Below are 26879 nucleotides of genomic sequence, written 5' to 3' on the forward strand. Positions count from 1 at the left end.
TGACGCTCGGGCACGGCATGATGCGGCACGGGTGGATGGAACCCGGCGACCCCGAGACCGGCGACCACCCCTCCCGGTCGGTTCGCCCGACCCGTCGAAGTCTCCACCGCATCACGCGATCGAAGGACGTTCATCCGTGCACTGTTCCGCCTGCGACACCTGGTCTACGCGGGCCGACCGCTGTTCGTACTGCGGCGCCGTCCCGGCCGTCGCGCCGCAGCAGGCCGGCGCCGTGTCGGCCCCTGTGGTCACCGGGTCGACCGCGGCCCCGGCGCCCACGCCGCCGGATCCGTACGCTCCGCCCGCACCCGCGCCCACCGGGGTGCATCCCGCCGGGGTGTATCCGGGCGCCTATCCGCCCGCGCCCGGTGCGTTCGCGCCGCAGGCGCCCTACGGCATGCCGGGGGCGTATCCGGCCTCGCCCTTCGGGGGCTGGATGCCGCAGCCGTTCCGCTCCCTGCGCGGGCTCGCCGTGACGTTGTACATCCTGCTGCCGCTGTCGGCGGTGTTCGCGGGGCTGTGCGCGGCGGCGTTCTTCCACCGGGCCGACGTGCTCCGGCAGATCGTCGACGCCGGCGACCTCGGTGTCACGGACTCGCTGCGCACTCGGGCCGAGGACTCGGACTCGCTGGTCGCGGGCGCGATCACGTTCCTGGTGTTGTCGATGATCGCGACGGCGGTGCTGTTCATCATCTGGATGTATCGGGCCCGAGCCAACGTGGACCTGTTCGGCCCGTCGAAGCAGCACCTGTCCACCGGGTGGGCGGTCGGCGGTTGGCTGGTGCCGGTGGTGAGCCTGTGGTTCCCGAAGCTGATCCTGCACGACGTGTGGCGCGCGAGCGATCCCCGGACCGCCGAGCGCGGCGGTCGTACGCCCGGGCGGCTGCCGCTGTTGTGGACCTGGTGGGTGCTGCTGGTCGGCGCGTCGGTGTTGTTCTTCGCGAGCCGGCTGTCCTACCCGCTGGGTGACGACATCGAGCTGTCGGACGCCGATCGGCTGCAGACCATCGACATCCTGTCGGGGGCCGCGGACATCGTGTTGATCCTCGCGGCGGTCGCGGCGATCTTCGTGGTTCGCAAGATCACCACGTTCCAGCACGAGCGCGAGGCGCTGGCGTTCGCGTCGGGGCTGGTCCCGGCTCCGGGAGCGGCGGGCGGTTTCCCGGCGGGGGCGCCGACGCCGTGGGCGGCCTATCCGGCGCAGGCGCCGACCGGGCAGTACTTCGCTCCGCCGGTGCCGGCCGCGTCCGGTGCGCCCGGCGGGTTCGCGCCGCCGGCGCAGACCGCGCTCGGCGCGCCGCCGGTCCCACAGGCTCCGGTGGAGGGCGCGACGGCGGCTGCGCCGGTCACTCCCGCGCCTCCGGCCGAGCCGACGCCGGTCGCATCCGCGTCGGCCGTGGCCAGGCCGGTGGCAGCCCCGCCGCCGCGCCCCGCGGCGCCGCCGACGGCGGGGGCCGAGGCTCCCGACGCCACACCGGCCGCCGCGGCCGAGTCAAGCGACACGGACGAATCGGCAGAGGCGGCACCGGCCGTTGCCGCGGCCGACGGCGAAGCCGAGTCGGTCGAAGCGGCGACGGCCGTCGTACCGGCTGCGGAGGCCGAGTCGGTCGAAGCGGCCACAACCGTCGTACCGGCCGCCGAGGGCGAGTCGCCTGAAGCGGCGACCACCGTCGTACCGGCCGTGGACACCGAGTCGGTCGAAGCGGCCACAACCGTCGTGCCGGCCGCCGAAGGCGAGTCGCCTGATGCAGCGACCGCCGTCGTACCGGCTGCGAAAGCCGAGTCGGTCGAAGCGGCCACAACCGTCGTACCGGCCGCCGAGGGCGAGTCGCCTGAAGCGGCGACCGCCGTCGTACCGGCCGTGGACACCGAGTCGGTCGAAGCGGCCACAGCCGTCGTGCCGGCCGCCGAAGGCGAGTCGCCTGATGCAGCGACCACCGTCGTACCGGCTGCGAAAGCCGAGTCGGTCGAAGCGGCCACAACCGTCGTACCGGCCGCCGAGGGCGAGTCGCCTCATGCGGCGACCGCCGTCGTACCGGCTGCCGAGGGCGACGAGGCGACGGCCGTCGTGCCGGCCGTTGAGGTCGAGTCGGCTGATGTGGCGGCGGCCGTTGTTCCGGCTGCCGAGGGTGACGCGGTGACGGCTGTTGTGCCGGCCGTGGATGTCGAGGCGGCTGCTGTAGGGGCGTCCGGCGAGCCGGTTTTGTTGGGGAAGTCGAGCGCGGGCGGGTCCGATGTGGTGGCGGGTGAGGCCGGCCCTTCCGAACTGCCGCAGGTTCCCGCTCAGTCGGCTGCGGCGGTCGAGCGTGCGTCCGACGCGAGCGCGGACGAGGTGCCGGCTCCCTCCGGTCCCGTGGATGCCGGAGTTGATGCCGAACCGGCGCCGTCCGGGGAGCGGCGCGGGTGATCTCGGGGTGCTCCGGGCTCACGCGATGGAGCACGGGGTCCGACGTCGGGTGCACAGCGGTTGAACACCTGCCGTCGTAACGGCGGCCCAACCCGCCGCCCGGCCCCCCGTCGGCGCTCGCCGAAGGCCGGTTCGAACCCTCTCGGTTCGGGCCGGCCTCGGTCGTTTTCGCAGGTTGCGCGGGTCGCGCGGCGGGGCGCGCGGGGAATCGGTTTTTGTGATGGCCCTCGGATCCGCTAAAGTTCTCAACGTCGCCGGGACGCGGAAACGCAACCCGGGTCGACAGGCGGACGTGGCTCAGTTGGTAGAGCATCACCTTGCCAAGGTGAGGGTCGCGAGTTCGAATCTCGTCGTCCGCTCGGAAGAAGTAGAGGAATGTGGTGGGCAACCACTATGGTTCCTTCACTTGGTGGAGTGGCCGAGAGGCGAGGCAACGGCCTGCAAAGCCGTCTACACGGGTTCAAATCCCGTCTCCACCTCCAAGAGAACCCGGGCCTGGTGCCGAGGGTGATCTGCCCGCGCGATTAGCTCAGCGGGAGAGCGCTTCCCTGACACGGAAGAGGTCACTGGTTCAATCCCAGTATCGCGCACGCTGCACAACCGTCGTACCGCTACACCACCCGCGCGATTAGCTCAGCGGGAGAGCGCTTCCCTGACACGGAAGAGGTCACTGGTTCAATCCCAGTATCGCGCACGGGCAGTACCGAAGGGCCGGAGGATCTCGATCCTCCGGCCCTTCGGCTTACCTCGGCGGATGTTCGTGCGGCGGGCTCGGTACGAAGTCGGGCGCGGCCAGCCGGGCCAGTCGCTCGCGCGTCGGCTCGTCTTGGGGCACGTAGACGCTCAGCCGCTGGCCGGGTGAGGTGGCGAGGTCGGCGGGCATTCCCCGGACGTGCAGCACCCCGACGTCGCGGTGACGGAAGAGTTTGGTCCGGGTGCGGGTGAGCGAGACCGGATGGGCCGCCCAGGTCGTCGCGAACTCGGGACTGGCGGCGATCAGTTCGTCGACGAACGCGGTCCACAGCGGATCGCCGACATTGCGCGCGTAGCTGCCGCGCAATACGCCGACCACGCCCGCGCACTCCTCCCGCCACTCGTGGAAGGGGTTGCAGCACGCGGGCCGGGTGAACAACTCCCAGATCACATTGCGCCGCTGCCTCGGCGCCGCGACCAGGCTCGGGAACATCCGGGCGTAGAGCGCGTTGTAGGCCAGCACGTCGTAGCGGCCGTTCAGCACCACCGCCGGCAGCGTGGCGAAGTCGTCGAGGACGGTCTGGGTGTCCGAGTCGACCTCGTCCTCGGCGCGCAGCGTGGCCAGGCTCGGCACGCAGGCCAGCCGCTTGACGTGTTCGTACTCGACGCCGTCGAGCCGCAGCGTGCGGGCGATGCCGCCGATGACCTGGGCGCTGACGTTGATCGGGCGGCCCTGTTCGAGCCAGGTGTACCAGGTCACCCCCACGCCGGACAGCTGTGCGACCTCCTCGCGGCGCAGCCCGGGTGTGCGGCGTCGGCGGCCGGCGGGCAGGCCGACCTGTTCCGGGCTGATCCGCTCGCGTCGGCTGCGCAGGAAGGCGCCCAACTCGGCTCGGGAGGCGGCGCGTTCGGGGCGGACGTATTCCGGTGCGGCGCGCCCGGCGTCGGCTGTCGGGGCCGCTGCCGGCCCGATCGGCGGGTCGACTCGCTCCGGGGCGGCCGGGCGGTGGGTGGCGTCGGTGCGCGGGCTGCCGGTCATCGACCCATCCTGCGCCGATCGTCGCCTCGATTGCCAGGTGCCTGGTGATACCAGGATAACCAGGCTACTGGTCCGGGTACCCGGCGCCGGGCAGAGTCGCTGCCATGAACGATACGGATGTGAAGTCGGGCGGCGGCGCCCGGCACGGGGACGGGGAGCGGGTGACGACGCCGGCGGCCGGGGTCGTCGGATCGACCGCTCCCGACGAGGGAGGCTCTCGGGCGTCGACCGCCCGGGAGCGGCGAGGGACGGCGGAGGGCCGCCGAGAGGACGGGAATCGGGTCGCGGGCGCGGGCACGCTGCTGCTCGTGGTGCTGGTGGCCGGGCAGTTCATGGCGGTGCTGGACTCCTCGATCGTCAACGTGGCGGCTCCGGTGATGCGTTCGGACCTGCATACGTCGGGCGCCGGGCTGCAGTGGGTGATCGCGGGCTACACGATCGTGTACGCGATGTTGCTGATCACCGGATCGCGGCTGGGCGCGATCTTCGGGTTCGGGCGGGCGTACCTGGCCGGGCTCGGGTTGTTCACGGTGGCCTCGCTGGCCTGTGGGCTGGCCGGTTCCACCGGGGAGTTGGTGGCGTTCCGGTGCCTGCAGGGCGCGGGGGCCGCGTTGTTGGTACCGCAGGTGTTGACGCTGATCCAGCGCCGGTTCGAGGGACGACGGCGGACGGCGGCGATGGGGCTGTACCAGACCGCGATAGCCGGCGGCGCGGTCGTCGGGCAGATCGTGGGTGGGGTGCTGGTCGACGCGGATCTGTGGGGTACGAGTTGGCGGCCGGTGTTCCTGGTCAACGTGCCGCTGGGGGTGCTGTTGCTCGCGGTCGGGTGGCGGGCGCTTGGCGGCGACCGGCCCGGGCCCGACGAGCGCACGGGCTGGGGGCGGCTGGACGTGCCGGGCGTACTGGTCTTGGCGCCGGCGATGTTGGCCCTGGTGGTGCCGCTGGTGATGGGGCACGAGCAGGGCTGGCCGGTGTGGGGGTGGCTGGTGCTCGCCGCGGGGCTGGTCGCGATGGGCGCGTTCGCCCTGGTGGAGCGCCGGGTGTCGGCGCGCGGCGGGTCGCCGCTGGTGCCGGGCGCGGTGTTGCGCTCCCCCGGGCTGCTGTCCGGCGGGATCATGCTGCTGGTGGGGGTGGCGAGCTACAACGGGTTCCTGTTCACCCTCGCGCTGCACCTGCAGTCGGGGCTCGGCGACAGTCCGCTGCGGGCCGGTCTGACGTATGTGCCGTGCGCGATCGGGTTCGCCGTCTCCGGGTTGTGGTGGGGGCGGTTGCCCGAGCGGATCCGGGCGCACCTGGGATATCTGGGCTTCGCGCTGGTGTCGGTGTCGTACGTGGGCATGGCGGCCTCGGTGCACGGTGGGCGGGACGGCGGCGTGGCGCTCGCGGTCGGCCTGGCCGGGATGGGCCTGGGTCAGGGCGCGGTGCTCGGGCCGCTGATGGCGAGCGCGCTGGGGCGGGTCCGGCCCGAGCACGCGGGTGACGCGAGTGGGGTACTGGTCACGCTGATGCAGTTCGGCGGCGTGGTGGGGGTGGCCACGTTCGGCACCATGTTCCTGTCCACGACGGGCGCCGGCGCGCATGCCTCGGCGCACGCGGCGGTGCTCACTTTCGTGGTACTGGCCGTGGTGAACCTGGGCGTGGCGCTGTGGGTGGGACTCGGCATGGTGCGGAGGCGGGCGGGTCGGCTCGCGTGAGCCGGCGGTGTGCCCGTACCCGAACGTGCGTGCGCCGGACGGACCCGGTCGGGTCCGTCCGGCGCACGCAACCGGGGTCAGTCGTTCTCGGGCCAGCGTCTGCCCGCCGCGCGGCGGGCGTCCTGTTCGGGTGAGGTCTGCGCTCGGGCGGCCGTACCGGAGCCGGTCGCGGCGGGCTCCCGGGGCGTCTGGGCGTCGGCGGCCCCCTCGGCGGCGCGCTCCGCCTCCTCGGCGGCCTTCGCCTCCAGGCCGGACATGGTGCGCAGCGGTACTTCCTTGATGAAGAAGACCAGGACGAACGCCACCGCCATCACACACGCGGCGATCAGGAACACCAGCTGCATCGCCTCGGAGAAGCCCTCCTTGAACGGCGCGGCCAGTCTCGGGTCGAGGTGCTGGATGAACGACGAGTCGCTGAGCACACCGGAGCCTTGCGCGCCGCCGGGACCGGGATGGCGGACCATCTCGATCACCGGCGCGTTGGCCGGATCGGCGAGCACGGCGGGGTCGGCGAGCGCGGAGTTGAACGCGGGTGTCTGCGCGTCGCGGGTGAACGCCTTGGCGATCTCCCCGGAGACGTTGCTGAACAGCACGGACAGGAACACCGCGGTACCGGCGGTGGCGCCCATCTGCCGGAAGAAGGTGGCCGCCGAGGTGGCCACGCCCATGTCCCGGGGCGGTACCGCGTTCTGCACCACCAGGATCAGCGTCTGCATGCACTGACCGAGGCCGATGCCGAGCAGGACCATGAACATGCTGGTGGTCACGAGGGAGGTGCCGGCGTCGACGTAGAGCGCGAACAGGCCCATCGCTATCGCCGCGATGCCGGTGCCGAGGATCGGGAAGATCTTGTACCGGCCGGTCTTGGAGGTGATCTGGCCGGACAGGATGGACGAGCCCATCATGCCGACCATGACCGGGATCATCAGCAGGCCGGCCTTGGTCGGACTGGCGCCCTTGACGATCTGGAAGTATTGCGGGATCAGCATGAACCCGCCGAACATCGCCATGCCGAAGATGACGCCGATGAGCGACGCCAGGCTGAAGATGCGGTCGGAGAACAGGCGCATCGGGATCAGCGCGTCCTCGCCCATGCGGCGCTCGACGAGGATCCAGCTGATCACGCCGACGGCGCCGATCAGGTAGCAGGCGAGCGAGACTCCCGAGCCCCACCCCCATTCGCGGCCCTGTTCGGCGACGATCAGCAGCGGGACCACGCCCATGGCCAGGGTGATCGCGCCGAACCAGTCGATCCGGTGCGGCCGGCGGGTATGCGGGATGCGCAGCACCTTGCCGACCACGAGCAGCGCGACCACGCCGACGGGCACGTTGACCAGGAAGACCCAGCGCCAGCCCGCGATGCCCAGGATCTCGTCCTGGCCCGCGAAGAACCCGCCGACCAGCGGCCCGAGCACGCTGGAGGTGCCGAAGACGGCGAGGAAGTAGCCCTGGTAGCGGGCACGTTCGCGGGGCGCCACGACGTCGCCGATGATCGCGAAGGCGAGCGACATCAGGCCGCCGGCGCCGAGGCCCTGGAGGGCGCGGAAGCCGGCCAGCTCGTACATCGAGGTGGAGAACGTACAGGCGGCCGAGCCGACCACGAAGATCGTGATGGCCGCGAGGTAGAACGGTCGCCGGCCGTACAGGTCGGAAAGCTTGCCGTAGAGCGGCGTGGCGATCGTCGAGGTGATGAGGTAGGCGGTGGTCGCCCACGCCTGCCGGCTGAGCCCGTGCAGGTCGTCGGAGATGGTGCGGATCGCGGTGGAGACGATCGTCTGATCGAGCGCGGCGAGAAACATGCCGGCCATCAGGCCGTACATGATCGTCATGATCTGACGGTGGGTCAGGCCGCTGTCTCCCGCTGCCGGCTGCGGCCGGACCTGCGGTTTCGTGTCGGTCATGCGGTGGGGCCTTCCGGCGCGCCGGGCGCGGCGTCGCGCGCCGGTGCCTGTTCGCGTTCGAGGTCGTCGTTGAAGCGGGCCAGGAGGTGTACGAATGTCCGGCGTTCGTCGGTGGACCAGTCGCGGGTGACCCGATCCAGCTCGGCCTGGCGGCGGCTGCGGTACACCTCGAACGCCTGCTCGCCGGTGTCGGTCACCGCGAGCAGCGTGCCGCGGCCGTCGTTGGGGTCCGGGCGGCGCTCGACGAGGCCGCGCTGGACCAGCGAGGCGATCTGTCGGCTGACCGTGGACACGTCCAGGTAGGTCATCGCGGCCAGGTCGGTGACCCGGCGGGGTCCCTCCATGACGAGATAGGCCAGCAGCAGCCGGTCTCCCCCGTCGGGAATCGGACCGCTTTCGGCGCGACTGCGCGCCTTGGCCGCGGCCGAGAGCCGCATGAGACGCGCGAGTTCGCGTCCCAGTTCGTCGGGTGCGCGGCCGGCTGTCGGCTCGTCGCACGGTGTCGTCGCGGTATCGATGACCGCCCCCCTTGTCGCTCGCCGTGCGTTATCTGCATGGCTCAACCAACAATACCGTGATTCGCCGTCGGGGCCGATTCGGCGGGGCGGAGCGAGGGCGCTTGCGCGGGCGCCGGGTGGTCGGCTAGTCGGCGGGGCCCGCGCGGGTGGACGCGCGCGGGAGCGGGGACGATACGGAGCTTGCGCGTGCGGGCGGCAGCGACCCCGGGCTCGTTCCGGGCCCAAGGCCCGGCCCCGGGCGTGGGACGGACGAGGCGGTCGGACGACCGGTGCCGCTCGCGGGTGCCGTCGCGACCGCACCCGTCGGCCGCGCGCCGGCCGATCCGGGCTCGGCCCCAACCTCGGCCCCATCCACCGGCGCCGCCTTGCGCCCGGCTGCGCCCACCGGCGCCGGATTGCAACCGGCCGCGTCCCCGGGTGCCGAGCCACGCCGGGTTGCGTCCCCGGATGCCGAGCCACGTCCGGTCGCATCCTCAGGTGCCGAACCGCGCCGGGTTACGTCCCCGGGTGCCGAGCTGTGCCCGGTCGCATCCCCGGGCGCCGAGCCGCGCCCGGTCACGTCCCCGGGCGCCGAATCACGCCCGGTCGCATCCCCGGGCGCCGAGCCACGCCCGATCGCATCCCCGGGCGCCGAGCCACGCCCGATCGCATCGTCAGGTGCCGAACCGCGCCCGATCGCATCGTCAGGTGCCGAACCGCGCCCGATCGCATCGTCAGGTGCCGAACCGCGCCGGGTTACGTCCCCGGGTGCCGAGCTGTGCCCGGTTGCGTCCCCGGGTCCCGAACCACGCCCGGTCGCATCCCCGGGCGCCGGGCCGTGCCCGGTTGCGGCGCCGGGTGCCGAATCGGGCCCCGTCGCGTCCGGCGAGCGCGACGCGTTTCCGGTCGCGTTCGGGGGGTCGAGTGCCGGGTCGGGGAGTGGGGGTGTCTCGGGGGTCGGGGTGGGCGGCGGGGGCGTTGTGGTGGGGGGTGTGCGCTTTGTGGTGGGCTTTTTGGGGGTTGGGCGTTTGTCCGGGTCGCGGTAGCCGAGCCGGCGGAGTTCGTCGAGTGTCCAGCCGCCGGCCAGGGCGTCGGACCAGGCCTGGAGCGCGCGTTGTTCGCCGGCCGCCGCGGCCTGGAGCAGGGGCTCCAACTCGGCGGTGGATGCGGCGAGTTCGCGAATCAGGTCGATGCGCCGGTCGAGCAGGGCACGGGCGGCCGACTCCGCGTCGCGGATCAGAGCGTCGTCGATCATGCGCGCACCGTAATGGAGTCGGGGTTGCCGCGGCCCGCCGACAAGCCGACGAGCCCTCGCGCATCACCCGAACCGGGCGCCCTGCGCGTCCCGCGCGGGTGCGTGACGAGCGGCACGGAACTCGACCCATGCTCATCTGACTGCCCGTCAGCTATGGTGACGAGGTGCCTGTCTCGCGACTATTGGGCACTCGCGCGGGGCGCCCTGTCGGCGCCGCGCCGAGGGTCCGGGTGCCGGGGCCGGCCGCACGGCTGCAGCAGGCTCGGCCGGCCGGCCGACCGCGCGGCACATGTACGACCGCACGACAGGGAGTGAGTGACCATGCGCTTGGGCGAGGTGGCGGGCGCCGACCTGCAACGCTTCGGAAAACCGCTCGACGGGATCCGGGTCCTGGCCATCGAACAGATGCAGGCGCTCCCCTACGCCACCCAGATGTTGGCCCGCCTGGGCGCCGAGGTGGTCAAGATCGAGTCGCCGGGCGTCGGCGAGTCCGGACGCGCCGCGCTGCCGATGATGACCGATCCGCTCGGCCGCAACGTCGGCGTCACCTTCCTGCGCAACAACCTCGGCAAGCGCAGCGTGACCGTCGACCTCAAGCATCCCGAGGGCCGCGAGATAGTGCTGCGCCTGGCCGCAAAGGCGGACATCGTCTGCGAGAACTTCAAGCCCGGCACGGCCGGCCGGCTCGGCCTCGGCTTCGAGGACATCGCCGCCGTCAATCCGCGCGCGATCTACCTGTCGGTGTCCGGCTTCGGCAACACCACCGAGTCGCCCTACGCCTCCTGGCCCGCGTACGCCCCGGTCGCCGAGGGCATGGCCGGCCTGTACGACTTCAAGCGGGACCCGAACACGGCGCCCGTGGTGTCCCCGCTCGGGGCGCTCGGCGACTCCGGCTCGGCGCTGTTCGCGGTGATCGGGGTGCTCGCCGCGCTGCGCCACCGCGACGCCACCGGCGTCGGCCAGTATGTGGACATCTCCATGTTCGACGCCATGGTTGCGCTCAACGACGCGGGCATCAGCTACTGGTCGATGGGGCTCAAGGACCCGGGCCTGGCCCCGCTGATCAACCACTCGTTCCGGGCCTTCGACGGCTACTTCCTGATCCAGTGCGCCCGTCCGCACATGTTCGCGGCGCTGGCCGACCTGGTCGGGAAGCCGGAGTGGCGCACCGACCCCCGGCTGAGCGGGCCGCAGGCCTGGTTCGACCACATCGAGGACATCCTGCGCCCCGGCATCGAGGAGTGGGCCGCGGACAAGTCGCGTCTGCAGGCGTGCGCGGCGCTGAGCGGCGTCGGGGTCGCGTCGGGGCCGGTGTACAACCCGGGCGACGTGATCGACGACGAGCACGTGCGCAATCGCCACATGCTCGTCGAGATGGAGCGCACCGACGGGGAGCCGGCACCGATCCTGTCCCCCGGCAACCCGGTCAAGCTCTCCCGCGTCGCCGAAGGCCCGGAGAGCCGAGTGCCGTGGGTGGGCGAGCACACCGCCGAGGTCCTGGGCACCGAACTGGGCATGTCCCGCGAGGAGATCGACCGACTCGCGGCCGCCGGGGCGATCGGACTGGAGACGCCGTAGCCGACGGCCCGACCCACCGGCCACCGCGGCGGCGACCCGGACACCCGGCGCCGCCACGGCACCACGCAGCAACCGAACAAGCCGGCAACCGAGTAACCGAGCAACCCCAGCAACACGACGAACCCGAGTGGAACGAGGCGGAAGCGGAGAAATGACGACTGACGGAACCGCAGTTTCGACGGGACGCGGCATCCTCGGATACGGGGCCTACCTGCCCTACCGGCGCCTCGACCGCAAGACCATCGCCGCCGTGGCCGGCACCGGAGGCGGCAAGGGCACCCGTACGGTCGCGTCCTTCGACGAGGACACCACCACCCTGGGCGTCGAGGCCGCCCGCAACACGCTGCGCGCCACGCCCGGGGCCGACCCGCGCGCGCTGCTGTTCGCCACGGTCGCCCCCGCGTACACGGACCGCACCAACGCGACGGCGATCCACGCGGCGCTGCGCCTGGACGGGTCGGTGCCGGCGATGGACGCCGCCGGCTCGGTGCGCTCCGCGGCCGGGCTGCTCCGGCTCGCCCTGACCGGCGCCGACAGCGCGCTCGTGGTCGGCGCGGACATCCGGGTCGGCCTGCCCGGCAGCCCCGACGAGGCGGCCGGCGGCGACGGCGCCTCCGCGCTCCTGGTCGGCGGCCCCGCCGACGGCCCGGTCCTGGCCGAGTACCTGGGCGGCGCCGCCGCCACGGCCGAGTTCGTCGACCGCTGGCGCACCCCCGGCGATGTGCGGTCGAAGGTGTGGGAGGAGAAGTTCGGCGAGAACAACTACCTCGCCGCGGGCCGCCGGGCCTGGACCGACGCGCTCAAGGCCACCGGCCTGACCGCCGACCAAGTGGACCACGCCGTGGTCGCCGGCCTGCACGGGCGCGCGGTCGCCGGCCTCGGCCGCCGACTCGGGCTGCGTGAGGGCGTGCTCGGCGACGACCTCTCGGGCACCGTCGGCAACACCGGCGCGGCGCACCCGGGCCTGCTGCTGGCCGCCACGCTGGAGGCCGCCGCCCCGGGCGCGGTGATCGCGCTGGTCGTGTTGTCCGACGGCGCCGACGTGTTCCTCTTCCGCGCCGGCGACGCGCTCGCGGCCTACCGGCCCACCCGCACGGTCGCCGAACAGATCGCCGGCGGCGCGCCGCTGCCGTACGGGAAGTACCTGGCCTGGCGCGGGCTGCTGCCGGTCGAGCCGCCGCGCCGCCCCGAGCCCGCGCGTACCTCGTCCTCGGCCGCGGTGCGCTCGGTGGACTGGAAGTACGGCTTCGTCGGCGCCCGGGACCGGGAGAGCGGCGCGGTGCACCTGCCGCCGCAGCGGGTGTCGATGACCGGTGGCAACGTGGACGACATGGAGCCGGTGCCCACCGCCGATGTGCTCGGCACGGTCAAGACGTTCACCGTGGACCGGATGGCCTACTCCCCCAGCCCGCCCGTCGTGTTCGCCGTCGTGGACTTCGACAACGGCGGCCGGCTGCCGATCGAGTTGACCGACATGGACGCGAGCGAGGTCGCCATCGGGGACCGGGTCGAGCCGACCTTCCGCCGGCTGGGCACCGCCGACGGGATCCACAACTACTTCTGGAAGGCCCGCCCCGTGCGGACCGCCCGAGCCGCCGAGGAGGCATAGGCATGGGATCGCACGGCATCAAGGACCGCGTCGCCATCGTCGGGATGGGCTGCACACCCTTCGTCGAGCACTGGGACCGGGGCACCGACGACCTGCTGATCGAGGCGACCGCCGAGGCGTTCGCCGACGCGGGCGTGGGCAAGGAGCAGGTCGACGCGTACTGGCTGGGCACCGCGCAGTCGGGCATGTCCGGGCTGACCCTGGCCAAGCCGTTGCAGCTCCAGGGCAAGCCGGTCACGCGCGTGGAGAACATGTGCGCGACCGGGTCGGACGCGCTGCGCCAGGCCGCCTACGCGGTCGCGTCCGGAGCGTACGACGTGGCCATGGCGGTGGGCGTCGAGAAGGTCAAGGACGGCGGGTTCCAGGGCCTGAACGCCTTCCCGATCCCCGGCGACGGCACCGCACGCACCCTCACCGCGGCGGCCATGTTCTCGATGGTGGTGCCCGCGTACGGCGAGAAGTACGGGGTCTCCGAGGCGGAGATGCGCGAGGTGCTCTCGCACATCGCGGCGAAGAACCACTACAACGGCGCGCGCAACCCACGCGCGCAGTTCCGCAAGGAGATCGCCGCCGAGAAGATCTCCGCGATGCCCAAACTCGCCGGGCAGCTGGGCGTGTTCGACTGTGCGGGCGTCGCGGACGGTGCGGCGGCGGCGATCGTGGTCCGGGCCGAGGACGCGCACCTGTACACGGACAAGCCGCTGTACATCAAGGCGCTGTCCCTGGTGGCGGGCAACGGCTCGGGGGTGATCGACCCGGAGTACGACTACACCACGTTCCGGGAGATCGCCGCCTGCGCCGAGGACGCGTACCGCCAGGCCGGGATTACCAATCCGCGCGAGGAGTTGGCGATGGCCGAGGTGCACGACTGCTTCACGCCGACCGAGCTGGTCCTGATGGAGGACCTGCGGTTCGCCGATCGTGGCACCGCGTGGAAGGACGTGCTGGCCGGCGCGTTCGACCTGGACGGTCGACTGCCGGTCAACCCGGACGGCGGGCTGAAGAGCTTCGGGCACCCGGTGGGCGCGTCCGGGCTGCGGATGATGTTCGAGGCGTGGCTGCAACTGCGGGGCGCGGCGCCGGCGGAGCGGCGGATCCCGGCGGACGGGCGCAAGTTGGCGTTGACGCACAACCTGGGCGGGTATCCGGGCGACATGGTGTCGTTCATCTCGATCCTGGGGAACGAGTTGGGCTGATCCGCGCGGCGGCGGGGTCGACGCCGCGGACCGGTGCTCGGCGTCGCGACACGCCGTGTCGCGACGCCGCTGTTCAAATCCGGTCGGGTGGGGTGTCCGGTTCTGTTCGCGTGGCCCGCAGGGGGCTCGATCGTGGTCGCGATCGAGCCCCTTTCGCCATCTCCGGACAGCCGAAATGGGCAATCCGCCACAAGCATGCCGGTTACCGTGGTTTCATCCGCGTCCGGGCCTTTGATGTGCGACAGTTCATTGCACCCCTGCCAGGTCATGTCCGGAGGAGCGCGAGCGGATGCGCGAACGGCCCGAACACCCCGTGGACGCAGCCGCCGTGGCGGATCGGTCCCAGTGGCGTGCGCACATCGGCCGGATGCGGGCCGAACTCGACGCCCTGCGGCGCGAATTCGGTCCCGGCGCGGGACCGGGCGGCCTGTCGGGCCCGATCCTCGCGGGTGAGGATCCCGCGGCCGGCGACGAGGCGTATCGGCGCGACCTGCTGTGCGATCTGCTCGCGTGCAGCCTCGGTCGGGCGGCGGAGTACCTGGCCCGGCTGAGTCTGGACATCGACGACCCCGAGCACCGGCAGGCGGACGATCCGGGGCTCGCGGCCTGTACGCCGGCGCGCAGCGCGATGCGGCCGTCCGATGTCGGGCCGGCGGCGCCCTTCACCGCTTCCACCACCTTGACGCCCTTCACGGTCGACGACGTCGAGCACGCCGCGCTGCCCTGGCGGCACCTGCGCCGGTTGTTCGTCGAGCCGGATCCGAGCGGTCTGCTGCCCGAGCAGCGCGGGACCTGCGCGCCGCGCGAGGCCGCGCCCGGCTCGGGTCCGGTGGCCAGCGCCGAATGGCATCTCGATCGCGACGACGTGCGCTGGTCGGCGGAGATGTACGCGCTGTTCGACCGGGACCGGGCGCTCGGACCGCTGCCGCTGGCCGCGTTGGCCGAGCACGCGGCGGCCGAGGACCGGGCGTTCGTCGCCGACCTGGTGCGTGAACTGCTCGAACAGGCGAACGGTGTCGAGGGCGAGTTCCGGATCGTGCGCCGCGACGGCACCCGGGTGTCCGTGCAGTTCGTCGGCGAGCCGGTCCTCGACGCCGACGGCACCCCGCACGCGATCTGGGCACTGCTGCGCGACATCACCGAACTCCGACGCACCCAGCAGGCGTTGACCGAGACGCGGGCGCAACTGCTGGCCCAGCGGCGACTGTTGCGCTCGGAGCATCGCATCGCCGCCGAGTTGCAGCGGGTGGTGATGCCGTGGTGGACCCGGCCGATCGAGTTGCCCGGGATCGAGGTGGCCACCCGCTACTTTCCCGCCGAGCAGGACTCGAAGGTGGGCGGCGACTGGTACGACGCGCTCGCGCTGCCGGACGGGGACGTGCTGCTCGCGGTCGGCGACATGTCCGGGCACGGGGTCGCGGCGGCGTCCGGGATGACCACGCTGCGCGGGGCGCTCCAGGGGGTGGCGATGACCGGGGCGGGGCCCGCCGCGATGCTGGCGGCGCTGAATCGGATCGTGGTGCATACGCTGCCCGCGGACAAGGTGGCCACCGCCGTGTGTGCCCGATTCGCGCCGGCGACGCGGGTGTTGACGTGGGCGCAGGGCGGGCATCCGCCGCCGCTGCTGTACCGGGAGGGGGCCGGGCGGGCGCTGGCGGCGCCGTTCGGGGTGTTGCTCGGTGCGTTGGACGAGCCGGAGTTCGTCGAGGACCGGGTCGAACTCCGGTCCGGAGACGTGTTGTTGATCTTCACCGACGGGCTGGTCGAGCGCCGTGGGCGCGGTACGGAGGAGGCGGTCCGCGCGCTCCTGGGCCTGGGGCCGCTGGTGCTGGGGGCGAGCGCGCGGACGTGCGTGGACGTGGTGCTCAGCCGGCTGGGGCACACCCGGTACGAGGACGACGCCTGCGTGATGGCGATGTGCGTGCGGTGAGGGTCGACCGTTGCGGCGGTGGGCAGGCGTGCGGTGTCGGTCGGTCGTGGGGGCGGTCGAGCGTCCGGTGGCGGCTCCTCGGATGGTGTCGGATGACCGTTCGAGGGCGGTCGCCCGATCGGTGGCCGGCCGGGCGGTGGTGGGTGGCGTTCAGGTGCCCTCGGCGAGTTCTCGGCGGAGCGCGTGTACCTCGGGGACGTCGCGGTAGCGGTCGGTGAGTTTGCGCAGCACCTCCAGGCGGTCCCAGGTGCGCTTGGAGCTGACCTCGCCGGCCGCGCGGACCGCGAGCCGGGCGTGGTGCGCGCCCCGGTCCGGTTGGCCGTCCAGAAGGCATGCCGAGGCCAGCGAGATCAGGTCGAAGGTCTTCGCCCGCTCGTGCCCCCTGGTGCGCAGCTCCAGTGCCTTCTCCGCGTGTTCCTGTGCGCGTCCGGCCGCCGTCGGGTCCACCTCGGCCAGCGTGCGGTACACCAGAGCCTGCATGCCGTGCAGGTCGGCCGCATCGAAGAAGGCCACCCAGTCCGGATCCTGCTCCGGGCGCGACCGGCCGAACTCCGCCTCGGCCCGACCCAGCGTGCGTCGACAGTCCGCGGCCCGGCCGAGCGCGGCCTGCGCCCACGCCTCCACGGTGTGGAACATCGCGCGGGTGGTCGCGCCCGCCCGATCGCCCGCCGTACGCTGCGCCAGTTCGATCAGCGCGAGCGCGTCGGCCGGGCGCTCCAGGTGCACCATCTGCCGCGCCGCGCGCGACAACGCCTCGGCCGCGCGTGGGAGATCGCCCGCCTCCCGGGCCGCGTGCGCCGCGATCACGAAGTAGTTCTGCGCGGTGGGGTCGAGCCCCACGTCGTGCGACATCCAGCCGGCCAGCGCGGCGAGGTTGGCCGCCACGTGCCACAGTCGGCGGGTGACCGGCAGCGGGTTGGGATAGGTCAGCAGATTGCCGACCTCGTTCAACTGGCCGATCACCGCCTTGCGTTGCAGTCCGCCGCCGCGATCCGCATCCCAGGTGCGAAAGACCGTGACCGCGTTCTCCAGCGCGGTGACCTCCTCGGCGCCGATCGGTCCGGCGTCCGCGAGGCCGTAGGACACCGGATCGGCGGGCGCGCCGCGCGGGTTGGGCACCCCGAGCCCCGGGCTGAGCCAACGATCGAAGTTGGCCACCAGCGCCGGACCGGCGACCAGCGCGAACCCGCCGCCGGTGAAGCCGTGCCGGTTGAGCATCAGGTCCATGCCGGTGAACTCGGTCAGCGCGGTCACCGTACGGTCCGTGCTCCACGGCAGGTCCTCCTGGACGACCTGCGCGTTGTGCCGGGGGCGGCCGGTGAGGCCGAGGTCCTCGGAGGTGACGACACGCCCGAGCCGCTCGGTGAAAAGCGCGGCCAGGACCCGGGGAACCGGGTCGCGCGGACGCTCGCCGTCCTCCAGCCAGCGCCGGACCCTCGAGGTGTCCGTGGCAAGCTGGGGATGGCCCATCGCGGCGGCCCGCCGGTTGACGAGTCGGGCGAGTTCGCCCTTGGACCACCCGGTCAGGGCGAAGAGGTCCACCAATTTGGTGTTGGGTTCCCGGCGCATTGCAAACCGCCCGTTGATGTGGGGACCGTGGCTCGAAAGCGTCCTCGGGAGGCCGCCTGCCGGACCGAGGCTAGCCGGGTCCGGAGCAGCCGGCTCCGATTCGCCAGGGTTCGCCAGGGTGCGCCACGTGGATCACCACCCGGATTCGGGAGTGTTGTGGATGGTGGATCCGGCACGTGGGCCCCCACCCGTCGCGCGGCCGGGTCCGCCCCTCGGCAGCGCAGGAAGGTTTACATGTCATCCACGACGTCCACCACCCCGGGCCGCTCGACCACCCCAGGATCCGCCGCCTCACGACCGGGCATTCCCGGGCCGAACAGGCGTATGCCCACCGGTGGTTCGGCACCCGCCGGCACGGTGGCGGCGTCGAACACGGCGATCTCGGCGAACGCCGCGGTCGCGACCGGCGCGGCCGTGGCCGCCGGTGGAGCGGGCCCGGGAGTACCTCGCATGCCGCAACAGGGTCCGGGTCCGGAGGCGGTCGCCGCGCTCGCCGCGCGGGTGTGTCCCGGCTTCACCGCAGGAGCGGTACTGCGGCGCACGCCGCGCTCGTTGCTGCTGTCCGGATCGGTCGCGCGCGGCCCGGTCGTGGTGAAGTACCTGACCGACCCCTCGCCGCACTGGCTTCAGCGTTTCCGGCACGAGGTCAACGCGTATCGCACCTTCACCCGCCAACGGCCGCCGGTGCGGGTGCCCAGGCTGATCGCCGCCGATCCCGAGCGGCGCATCCTGGTGATGGAACACGTGGCCGGCCGACCGGCGGCCAACGAGCGTCATCCGGGCACCGCACTGGCCCGGGCCGACGTACGCGCGGTGTTGCACACGTTCGCCACCCTGAACCGGTGGAAGCCCCCGCCCGGGTCGTTCCCGCTCGCGTTCGACTATCCGGCCCGGGTCGACCGGTACCACAAGCTCGGCCTGCTCACCGATCGCGACGCCGGCGACCTGGCCCAGCTGCTTCGCGGCCTCAGCCGGGTGCCCGCGCAGTTCTGCCACGGCGACGCGGTGTTGTCCAACGTGCTGCTGACCGCGCAGGGCGCGGCGCTGGTCGACTGGGAGTCGTCCGGCTACCACCTGCCCGGCTACGACCTGGCCGTGTTGTGGACCCTGCTGGCCCGGGATCCGATGACCCGCCGGCAGTTGATCCAGACCGCCCAGCAGTCCGGCTCGCTCGCGCGCGACGCGTTCCTGGTCAATCTGATGCTGGTGCTGGTCCGGGAGATCCGGCTCAACGACGTGGGTCCGGTCGGCGAGGAACAGCGCCGGCTGTTGCGCCGGCTGCACGACGACTGCGGGATGGTCCGCCGAGCGGTGCGCGCGGCGATCGGCACCCGGTAGCGCGGGCGGCTCGCGGTGCGCGGTGCTGCCCGCCCCGCGAGCCCTGCGATCCCGCCGGCCCGCGACCCTGCGGCCTCAGCCGCCGAAGGTCTCCGCGTCGATCGGCTTGAGGAGTTGGAAGACGTCGTCGGTGATCGGGCGATCCCAGGTCACGATGCGCACCAGGACGTTGTCGCTGCGGTCGAACTCCACGCAGGCGAGCCGACCCTCGGCGTACTTGACCTTGCGCACGATCAGCAGGTCGTCGCCGAGCATGATCGGAGTGTCCTCGGTGGACAGCTCCTCCGGCATCTCCTCGTGGCCGAGGGCGGCGACGAGCTGTTGGGCCTCGATCCGGCCGACGCCTTCCTCCCGCGCGGGCGAGCCGGGCGGCAGGTTGCCGATCAACATCGCGGGGCCGCGGTTGGCCAGCAGGTCGTAGCGGACGAAGATCCCCTGGCAACTGCCGTCTTCCCCGGGCAACATGGCCACGACCACGGAACCGGGCCAGTCACCGAACGGGATGGCGAGAACGTCGAAATCCGGCCCGGACGGGGGGCGGCGGCGCAGGAAACCCATACAGACATGCTAGTGGCCCCCCACCGTGCCGCCGGCCACACCCACCGCCGCACGCGCGCCGGTTGCGGCGCGGCGGCTTCGGGCAGCCGGGCCGCTGCGGCAGCGAGCGGGGCGGGGCACCGTACCCGTCGGGAATCGGCGCCGCAAAAGCCCCAAGGCCCGCACCCTGCACGGGCGCGGGCCTTGCTAGGTCTGCGGTCCGTTGCCGGAGCCGCGGGACCGATTCAGAGCGGGCGAACCATCTCGGCCTGCGGGCCCTTCTGACCCTGCGTGACCTCGAACTCCACGCGCTGGTTCTCCTCCAGCGAACGGTAGCCGTTCGTCTGGATGGCGGAGAAGTGGACGAAGACGTCAGCGCCGCCGTCGTCCTGCGAGATGAAGCCGTAGCCCTTGTCGGCGTTGAACCACTTGACCGTACCGGTGGCCATGTCTTGATTCCTTCACGTAACCCACGGACACCACACCTCGTGATGCCCGGGTCGCGAACCGTCGAGTGGTCCCACTCCCCGCGTTACCCCGGGATGCCCTCGCTGTGAGGAGCGAAAAACGCCCACGGCTGTTGATGTCCGCAGGCGTTGGACGTGCGAGGGAACTACATCTACTGCTGCAACCGCGGACAACGCTACATGCCAAAGACTGCTCCGCAACAGCCCTTCGCAGTGCGAATCCGCCCGTCACCAAAGCGGTTAACGGGGGGCATAGCCGGCACACGCCGCGCGGTTCATCCGCGTGGGTGACACAACTGGGCGCAACCGAGGGCTGACCAAGCGTCAGTCATGCGCACGCTCGGAGCGGGGCGCGCGACCGCGCGAAGCGCGCGCCGGGGGAGCGCCGGGGAGGGCGCCCCGAAAGGCCCCCGAAAGCCACAAAGGCCCGGAGAACCCGTGATCGCGGCCCGGCGAGGAGCCTCGTGAACTCCGGCGTGCGGGCCTCGTCGGGCGGGTCGATGGCCGGCTCGGGCAGCCCCTGGGTCGCCGTCACGTGGCCGGCGGCGCGCGGGAGCGTCGCGGCGGCCTCCGGATTGCGCGCGGTCAGAGCCGGTACGACGCCGTGCGCCCCCTGCACCTCCGCACCTCCGCACCCCGCCCCGTCACCCCGTCGCCCATCGCACCACCTGGGAGCCGGGCTTCCGAGGAGTCGAGGAGTCGAGGAATTCCGAACGACCCGTCGGACCCGCAGGGTTTCCTGGGGGTGTGTCGGACCCGCTCGAACATCCCTCGAACGGCCCCCGAACACACGGATGTTCACGTGATTTTCGTGTCCGCGCCATCGTTTTCCCGTTGGGCCTTCGCGGCCTGTGCCTAGCGTTTCGTCATGGCTGCATCGACTGCCCCGCCTGCACCCCCGGCCCCCGCGTATGTGCCCTCGCCAACGCAGGCCGCGCCGGTCGCGCCGAGTTCGGACAGGGCGGTGGCCCGAATACCCCTGCGGCTGCCCCGGGGGCTGCGGCCGATGGGGGCGGTGCCGGCGAGGCTGTACGGGTTCGTGGCGCTGGTCCTGACCGGCATCGTCGTACTCGCCGCCGGGATCGCGGTCGGCTCCGGAAATGCCAGATCCGGCCTCGACGAGGTCGCGCACACCTCGGCCCCCCGCGCGCGTGCCGCGGCCGACCTGTACTTCGCGCTCGCCGATCTGGACGCGCAGGTGGCCAACGTGCTCCTGGTCGGCTCCGACGAGCAGATCGGCAACCGGCAACTGGCGCTGCGGCAGATGCGCCAGCGGCGCGCCTCGGTCACCGAGAACATCCAAAAGCTCGCCGCGGGCGGCGCCTCGTCGCGGACCGTGCAGACGCTGATCGACGGGCTCGGCAAGTACGACGCGTATGTCGCGCAGGCCCGCCTGGAGGACGATCAGGTCGAGAATCGCGCCATCGCCCGCCCGCCGGTCGTCGCGCTCAACTACTTCGTGAACGCCACCTCCCTCCTGCACGACGAACTGCTGCCGGCCGCCGACGCGCTCGGCCGCGGCGCCGGCGAGAAGCTGGCCTCCGACGCGGACGCGGACCGTACGCACGCACGCTGGGCGGCGCTCGCGATCGGGCTCGTCGGCCTGGTGCTCGTGGTGATCCTGGTCGTCGGCCAGGTCTGGTGGGCCCGCCGCTTCCGCCGGGTGGTGGTGCCGGGGCTGGCCGCGGTGACCATCGCGGTGGCCGCGCTCACCGGCACGGCCGCCGTCCTGTTCACCGACCACGCGTCCCGGCTGCGCGACGCGGAGACTCAGGCGTTCGATCCGTTCCTGACGCTGGCCCGGGCCCGGGCGACGGCGTCGGAGGCGAACGCGGACGAGAGCCGGTTCGTGATCCTGCCCGAACGCGCCCGGGCGTACGGCCAGGCCTTCAAGGACAAGTCGATCGAACTCGACAAGGCCGTGCCGAGCCGGCAGGTCGCCACCCGCCTGGAGGCCTTCCGGCGCGACGATCAGGCACTGCGGGCGGCGGTCGCCGGGGGCCGGCTGGATGTCGCCGTCGGGCTGGCCACCAACGTCGGCCGCGGCAACCTGGCCTTCGACTTCTACGACTACCAGACCGCGCTGGCCGTGGCCGCGGAGGCGGAGCACACCGACTTCGAGAACCGCACGGACGACGCCGCCGACGCGCTGACCGGCTGGCCGTGGGTGCCGATCGGGATCCTCGGGGTGTGCGTGGTCCTGGTCCTGGCGAGCGCGCGACCGCGGCTGCGGGAGTACGCGAAGCGCTGAGCCCGCGGCGGTCGCGGGCGCGGACTCGGGCGGCCCGTACCGGCGGGCCCGACCGGCCCGCGCGGCGCCGCCGGCTCATATCTTTGCCACAGTCAAGTGTTGGCGACGGTCGCGGGCGTCACAGTTTCCCGAGGGCATCCAAACGATATTTCCTCTGGAATATCGACCGGCCGACGCCTTACGCTCCGCCCATGGAATTCAACCTTGCCGACCTCTTCGAGCGCGCGGCCGGGGAATACCCCGAACGCGAGGCGATCGTCGCGAACGGTGAACGCCGTACATATGCCCTTCTGGAGGAACGGGCGAATCGCCTCGCCCACCACCTTCAGGACTCCGGGGTCCGGCCGGGCGATCATGTCGCGGTCTACGCCTTCAACATCATCGAATGGGCGGAGGCGATGCTCGCGATCTACAAGATCCGAGCCGTCTGCATCAATGTGAATTTCCGTTATGTCGCGGACGAACTGGCCTACCTCCTCGACCAGGCGAAGCCCGTCGCCATGGTCTTCCAGCGCCAGTTCACCGGGCGGGTCGCCGAGGTCGCGCCCAAGGTCCCCTCGCTGCGCCACCTGCTCGTGGTCGAGGACGGCGCCGAGAGCGGCGCCGCCGACCCGGTCACCGCGGAGTCCCTGGGCGCGCTGCGCTACGAGGACGCGCTGGCAGCCGGCTCCCCCGCCCGCGACTTCGGCCCGCGCTCCGGCGACGATCTGTACCTGCTGTTCACCGGCGGCACCACCGGTCTGCCCAAGGGTGTGGTGTGGCGTCAGGAGGACGTCATCTTCGCCCTCGGCGGCGGCATCGATCCCACCAACGGGCAGCGCATCTCGCGGCCCGAGGAGATGGTCGAGAAGGGCCGCAACGGGCAGATGACCACCTTCCCGATCGCGCCGCTGATGCACGGGGCGACCCAGTGGGGGGTGCTGCAGAACCTGTCCAAGGGGCACCGTGTGGTGCTCATCGACAAGTTCGACGCGCACAGCGTGTGGGAGCGGGTCGAGGCGGAGAAGGTCAACGTCGTCCTGATCACCGGCGACGCGATGGCCCGTCCGCTCCTGGAGGCCCTGGACGAACCGCGCGACGGGCGCGCGGCCTACGACCTGTCCGCCCTGTTCGCCCTGTCCTCCAGCGCGGCGCTGTTCTCGCCGTCGCTGAAGGAGGAGTTCATGGAGCGCCTGGGGATCGTGGTCAGCGACGCGATCGGCGCCTCCGAGTCCGGCGCCAACGGCGTCGGCGTCGCGGTCAAGGGCCAGACCGAGCAGCAGAGCGGCATCACGGTCAAGGCGGTCCCCGACTCGGTCGTGCTCGACGAGGACCTGAACCCGCTGCCCGCCGGCGTGGTCGGCCGCCTGGGCCGCAAGGGCAACATCCCGCAGGGCTACCTGGGCGACCCGGTCAAGACGGCCGAGGTCTTCCGCACCGGCCCCGACGGCACCCGCTACGTGGTCCCGGGCGACTACGCCCGACTGGAGGGCGACGGCCGGATCACCCTGCTCGGCCGCGGCTCGGCGACGATCAACTCGGGCGGCGAGAAGATCTTCACCGAGGAGGTCGAGGGCGCGGTCAAGGCCCACCCCGAGGTCTACGACGCGATCGTGGTCGGCATCCCGGACCCGCGCTGGGGCCAGACGGTCGCGGTGGTCGTGCAGCCCCGCGAGGGTCGCGCCCCGAGCCTGGCGGCGATCCAGGAGCACTGCCGGACCAAGATCGCCGGTTACAAGGTGCCCAGGGTGATGCGCGTGGTCGACCAGACCCAGCGCACGCCGACGGGAAAGCCGGACCTGCAATGGGCTCTGGCGATCGCTTCGGCACCGGAGGAAAGCAATTCCGCTCCCGCTTCCCCTGCTGCTTCCCCTTCCGCTTCCGGATAGACCCGCTACTGCCGCTGCCACGACCCGAAAGGTTCGCGGCACGAAAACGAGACGCCGAATACACCGCCCGGGATTTCCCGGGCGGTGTATTCGTATATCGGCTCAGACCGCCCGCTCGCGCCCCTCCCAATAGGGATCCCGGAGTCGCCGCTTCTGCAACTTCCCATTCGGATCGCGCGGCATCGTCTCGACGAAGTCCACGCTCCGGGGCCGCTTGTAGCCGGCCACCTGTCCGGCACAGAACTCGAGCAATTCCTCGGCCAGGGCGGGACCGGCCGCGAAGCCCTCGTTGGCCTCGACGACGGCCTTGACCTCCTCACCCCAGTCCTCGTGCGGGATGCCGAAAACCGCCGCGTCGCCGACGGCCGGGTGCCGCAGCAGCGCGCCCTCGATCTCGGCGGGGTAGATGTTCTGACCACCGGAGATGATCATGTCGATCTTGCGGTCGCGCAGGTACAGGTAGCCGTCCTCGTCGAGCAGGCCCACGTCGCCGACGGTGAACCAGTCGCCGATCCGGCCCTTGCGGGTCTTCTCGTCGTCGCGGTGGTACTTGAACGCCCCGGCCCGCATGAGCATGTACACGGTGCCGATCTCGCCGGCCGACAGCCGATTGCCGTCGTCGTCGAAGATGCCGATCTCGCTGATCGGCCAGGCCTTGCCGACCGTCCCGGGCCGATCCAGCCACTCCTGCGCGGAGCAGAACGTGCCGCCGCCCTCGCTGGCGGCGTAGTACTCCTCGACGCACGGCCCCCACCACTCGATCATCGCCCGCTTGACGTGCTCGGGGCAGGGCGCGGCGCCGTGCACGGCGTGCCGCAGGGACGACACGTCGTACTTGGCCCGCGTCTCCTCCGGCAGTTGCAGGAGCCGGTGGAACTGGGTCGGCACCATGTGCGTGGTGGTGACCCGGTAGCGGTCGATGAGCCGCAACATCTCCTCGGGCCGCCACTTGTCCATCAGAACCACGGCGTGCCCGATGTGCAGCGACTGCTGCGCGTGTTGGAGCACGGCGGTGTGGTAAAGCGGCGAGCCGACCAGGTGCACGTTGTCGTCGTACGGTTTGACGCCGTAGATCAGCAACGTGCCGCCGTAGCGGGCCTCTTCGGGCGTGCCCCCGGACAGCGGCCGACGCACGCCGCGGGGGCGGCCGGTGGTGCCCGAGGTGTAGTTCATCGTCACGCCCACGCTGCGCTCGGTCGGCGGTTCGGCCGACTGCCCCTCGCTCAGCTCGGCGAACGCCCGAAAGCCCGGCACCACCCCGACGGCGAACCGCGCCGCCGCCGGCACCCGGGCCTCGTCGGCCGCGGCCACGATCGTGTCCGCGAAGCGCTCGTGCCCGATCAGCACCTTGGCTTCGCTGTCGGCGAGGATCCAGGCGATCTCGGGACCGACGAGGTGATTGTTGACCGGCACCAGGTACATCCCGGCCTGCGCCGCGGCCATGTAGGCCACGATGTACTCGGCACAGTTCGGCAGGATCGCGGCGAACACGTCGCCGGTCCCCAGCCCGGCCGCCCGCAGACCGTGCACGAGCCGGTTCGACGCGGCGGCCAACTCCCCCGCGGTCCACTCGGCGCCATCGGGATCCACCAGCGCGAGCCGGTCCGGATTGGCCTGCGCATGGGCCCAGAAGCCGTTCGCCACGTGCGGTTCCCTTCGACTGCCCCGGTTACTTGACAATGTCTGACATTGTGACGGGAGCAAGCCCAGAAAGAAAGGGTGCCTTACTGATTCCTGGCGAAGCAGGCCCTGGAAGCGGACTCCGGACGATCAGGGAGTCGAGGGATCAGGGAATCGGGAACCTCAGTCGCCGGAACCGAGCTTCGGCAGCCGGTCGGGCGACGGCTGGACCTCCGGACCGAGCCGGTCCATCGCCCCTCTGATGTGCGGCGACGGGTACACCGCACGAATCACCGGCGTCGCGGCCCCAACGACCCGACGCAGCACCTTGAGCCCTGGCCGGGCCACCACCGACGGCAGACCACGTGTGCCGTACAGCTCCTTGGCCCAGTCGGGCAACGCGGCGTACGCCAACTCGGCGACCTGTCGCCACAACACCTCACGGCCGAGCACCAACATCAACGGCACCGGCGGTCGCCGCAGGAAGTCGAACACGTCCTGCGCCTCGTCCGACATGGCAAGCTCGGGTCGAATCCCGTCGAAGTAACGATCGAGGTCGGCCGACGACCCGGGCACGTCGTCCGCAGCGAGCCCGACCAGTTCGGCCGAACGACGCTGCTCGTCGACGTAGCGATCGGCGAGCGCGTCGGTGAACGGGAACCCGGCCTGCCGGGCCACGGAGAGGTAGGACCCCACCTCGGCGCAATGTATCCAGCGCAGCAACTCCGGGTCGTCTATGCGGTACTTCTCCCCCGTGGTGGGGTCGACGGCCCGCAACCCGGCATGAATCCGCCGCACCCGAGTGCCGGCCCGCTCCGCCTCGGCCCGCGTCCCATAGGTGGTCACCCCGACGAAGTCCGCCGTCCGGAACAGCCGCCCCCAGGGATCCTTCCGAAAGTCCGAGTTCTGCACCACGGCCCGCACCGCCCGAGGATGCAACGCCTGCAGATAAAGCGCCCGCACCCCGGCCACCCACATCACCGGATCCGCGTGCAACTGCCAGGTAACGGAGCTCGGCCCGAACAACCCGGCCACATCGGACCCGTAGGCCGCCTTGGACCCGTAGGCCGCCTCGGGCACACCGGCCACCTCGGCCCCAGCCACCTCGTCAACGCCCCACCGCACGTCGCCCACCGACCCACCTTCCCGAACCCGACCCGAACCTCGCCCGGCCCTACGAGGGTACGACCCCGGCCGCACGCCCCCGAGCCCCGATTCGGTCGGGTCCGCCGAGGAACCTTCCGGGGTGGGTCGAGTGCTTCCGACGGGGGCTGCGCTTGTGGTTGCGAGCCTGCCGGTGCGGGGCTGGTCCGGGTCGTGGGGGTGGGCCGGTGGCGGGGTGTGGGCTTCGGGGTGGGGCTTGCGTCGGGGCGGGTGCCCGGGTCGGGGGAAAAGCGGCCCGCGGCGGGTGGCCGGGAGGGGGGTCGGGT

18 protein-coding genes and 4 tRNA genes are annotated in these 26879 nt (G+C 72.0%); 13 read left to right on the forward strand and 9 right to left on the reverse strand.

What is annotated here, in order from left to right:
• Nucleotides 1-136 precede the first annotated feature (136 nt).
• The 5 genes from ACFXKZ_RS42840 (at nucleotide 137) to ACFXKZ_RS42860 (ending at nucleotide 3101) form a co-directional block, all read left to right on the forward strand.
• Nucleotides 137-2407, forward strand: coding sequence for a DUF4328 domain-containing protein (locus tag ACFXKZ_RS42840; protein WP_380010363.1), 2271 nt, complete (start codon nucleotides 137-139; stop codon nucleotides 2405-2407).
• Nucleotides 2408-2693: 286 nt separating this feature from the next.
• Nucleotides 2694-2766, forward strand: a tRNA-Gly gene (locus ACFXKZ_RS42845).
• A 49-nt stretch (nucleotides 2767-2815) separates the two neighbouring features.
• Nucleotides 2816-2889, forward strand: a tRNA-Cys gene (locus tag ACFXKZ_RS42850).
• Nucleotides 2890-2925: 36 nt separating this feature from the next.
• Nucleotides 2926-2997, forward strand: a tRNA-Val gene (locus tag ACFXKZ_RS42855).
• Between the two features lie 32 nt (nucleotides 2998-3029).
• Nucleotides 3030-3101, forward strand: a tRNA-Val gene (locus ACFXKZ_RS42860).
• A 48-nt stretch (nucleotides 3102-3149) separates the two neighbouring features.
• Here the strand turns inward: ACFXKZ_RS42860 and ACFXKZ_RS42865 are convergent.
• Nucleotides 3150-4139 carry a helix-turn-helix transcriptional regulator gene (locus ACFXKZ_RS42865; protein ID WP_380010366.1) on the reverse strand — a complete coding sequence of 330 codons (990 nt, stop codon included), beginning with the start codon at nucleotides 4137-4139 and terminating at the stop codon, nucleotides 3150-3152.
• 104 nt (nucleotides 4140-4243) lie between these two features.
• Here ACFXKZ_RS42865 and ACFXKZ_RS42870 point away from each other — a divergent pair, with 104 nt between their 5' ends.
• Nucleotides 4244-5833 (forward strand): MFS transporter, encoded by a 1590-nt coding sequence (locus ACFXKZ_RS42870; protein WP_380010369.1) that lies wholly within the window; start codon nucleotides 4244-4246, stop codon nucleotides 5831-5833.
• Between the two features lie 77 nt (nucleotides 5834-5910).
• On the opposite strand, the gene ACFXKZ_RS42875 is transcribed toward ACFXKZ_RS42870, so the two are convergent.
• Together ACFXKZ_RS42875 and ACFXKZ_RS42880 are read right to left on the reverse strand one after the other, a co-directional pair.
• Nucleotides 5911-7734 carry an MDR family MFS transporter gene (locus ACFXKZ_RS42875; RefSeq protein ID WP_380010372.1) on the reverse strand — a complete coding sequence of 608 codons (1824 nt, stop codon included), beginning with the start codon at nucleotides 7732-7734 and terminating at the stop codon, nucleotides 5911-5913.
• The gene (locus ACFXKZ_RS42880; protein ID WP_380010375.1) at nucleotides 7731-8171 is read right to left on the reverse strand and encodes a MarR family winged helix-turn-helix transcriptional regulator; all 441 of its coding nucleotides are present in this window, start codon (nucleotides 8169-8171) and stop codon (nucleotides 7731-7733) included. The genes ACFXKZ_RS42875 and ACFXKZ_RS42880 overlap by 4 nt, the downstream gene beginning before the upstream one ends.
• Nucleotides 8172-9807: 1636 nt before the next feature.
• Here ACFXKZ_RS42880 and ACFXKZ_RS42885 point away from each other — a divergent pair.
• The 4 genes from ACFXKZ_RS42885 to ACFXKZ_RS42900 all read left to right on the forward strand — a co-directional run bounded on the left by ACFXKZ_RS42885 (nucleotide 9808) and on the right by ACFXKZ_RS42900 (nucleotide 15799).
• Nucleotides 9808-11064 carry a CaiB/BaiF CoA transferase family protein gene (locus ACFXKZ_RS42885; RefSeq protein WP_380010416.1) on the forward strand — a complete coding sequence of 419 codons (1257 nt, stop codon included), beginning with the start codon at nucleotides 9808-9810 and terminating at the stop codon, nucleotides 11062-11064.
• 151 nt (nucleotides 11065-11215) lie between these two features.
• Nucleotides 11216-12673, forward strand: coding sequence for an OB-fold domain-containing protein (locus tag ACFXKZ_RS42890; RefSeq protein WP_380010378.1), 1458 nt, complete (start codon nucleotides 11216-11218; stop codon nucleotides 12671-12673).
• Between the two features lie 2 nt (nucleotides 12674-12675).
• Nucleotides 12676-13869, forward strand: coding sequence for an acetyl-CoA acetyltransferase (locus ACFXKZ_RS42895; RefSeq protein WP_380010381.1), 1194 nt, complete (start codon nucleotides 12676-12678; stop codon nucleotides 13867-13869).
• A gap of 289 nt (nucleotides 13870-14158) precedes the next feature.
• Nucleotides 14159-15799, forward strand: a complete 1641-nt coding sequence (locus ACFXKZ_RS42900) for a PP2C family protein-serine/threonine phosphatase (RefSeq protein ID WP_380010384.1) — start codon at nucleotides 14159-14161, stop codon at nucleotides 15797-15799.
• Between the two features lie 150 nt (nucleotides 15800-15949).
• Here the strand turns inward: ACFXKZ_RS42900 and ACFXKZ_RS42905 are convergent, their stop codons facing one another.
• Entirely contained in the window at nucleotides 15950-17368 is a 1419-nt protein-coding gene (locus ACFXKZ_RS42905; RefSeq protein ID WP_380010387.1) for a hypothetical protein, read from the reverse strand.
• Between the two features lie 230 nt (nucleotides 17369-17598).
• A complete protein-coding gene (locus ACFXKZ_RS42910) occupies nucleotides 17599-17820 on the reverse strand; it encodes a hypothetical protein (RefSeq protein ID WP_143657823.1) in 222 nt (73 codons plus the stop codon).
• On the opposite strand from ACFXKZ_RS42910, the gene ACFXKZ_RS42915 reads away from it, so the two are divergent.
• Entirely contained in the window at nucleotides 17819-18706 is an 888-nt protein-coding gene (locus ACFXKZ_RS42915; RefSeq protein WP_380010390.1) for an aminoglycoside phosphotransferase family protein, read from the forward strand. The two genes, ACFXKZ_RS42910 and ACFXKZ_RS42915, sit on opposite strands and share 2 nt — an antisense overlap.
• Before the next feature lie 75 nt (nucleotides 18707-18781).
• Here the strand turns inward: ACFXKZ_RS42915 and ACFXKZ_RS42920 are convergent, their stop codons facing one another.
• Both ACFXKZ_RS42920 and ACFXKZ_RS42925 read right to left on the reverse strand, forming a co-directional pair.
• Complete coding sequence (locus ACFXKZ_RS42920) at nucleotides 18782-19264, reverse strand: hypothetical protein (RefSeq protein WP_380010393.1); 483 nt, start codon at nucleotides 19262-19264, stop codon at nucleotides 18782-18784.
• Between the two features lie 224 nt (nucleotides 19265-19488).
• Nucleotides 19489-19692 carry a cold-shock protein gene (locus tag ACFXKZ_RS42925; RefSeq protein ID WP_020557813.1) on the reverse strand — a complete coding sequence of 68 codons (204 nt, stop codon included), beginning with the start codon at nucleotides 19690-19692 and terminating at the stop codon, nucleotides 19489-19491.
• Between the two features lie 886 nt (nucleotides 19693-20578).
• On the opposite strand from ACFXKZ_RS42925, the gene ACFXKZ_RS42930 reads away from it, so the two are divergent.
• Both ACFXKZ_RS42930 and ACFXKZ_RS42935 read left to right on the forward strand, forming a co-directional pair.
• Nucleotides 20579-21961 carry a hypothetical protein gene (locus ACFXKZ_RS42930; RefSeq protein ID WP_380010396.1) on the forward strand — a complete coding sequence of 461 codons (1383 nt, stop codon included), beginning with the start codon at nucleotides 20579-20581 and terminating at the stop codon, nucleotides 21959-21961.
• A gap of 191 nt (nucleotides 21962-22152) precedes the next feature.
• On the forward strand, nucleotides 22153-23829 hold the full coding sequence (locus ACFXKZ_RS42935) for an acyl-CoA synthetase (protein WP_380010399.1): 1677 nt from the start codon (nucleotides 22153-22155) through the stop codon (nucleotides 23827-23829).
• A gap of 102 nt (nucleotides 23830-23931) precedes the next feature.
• On the opposite strand, the gene ACFXKZ_RS42940 is transcribed toward ACFXKZ_RS42935, so the two are convergent.
• Complete coding sequence (locus ACFXKZ_RS42940; protein WP_380010402.1) at nucleotides 23932-25473, reverse strand: acyl-CoA synthetase; 1542 nt, start codon at nucleotides 25471-25473, stop codon at nucleotides 23932-23934.
• 159 nt (nucleotides 25474-25632) lie between these two features.
• Nucleotides 25633-26484, reverse strand: coding sequence for an oxygenase MpaB family protein (locus tag ACFXKZ_RS42945; RefSeq protein ID WP_380010419.1), 852 nt, complete (start codon nucleotides 26482-26484; stop codon nucleotides 25633-25635).
• Between the last annotated feature and the right edge of the window lie 395 nt (nucleotides 26485-26879).

The sequence above is a fragment of the Embleya sp. NPDC059237 genome (assembly GCF_042754105.1).
In the GTDB taxonomy this organism is placed as follows: Bacteria; Actinomycetota; Actinomycetes; order Streptomycetales; family Streptomycetaceae; genus Embleya.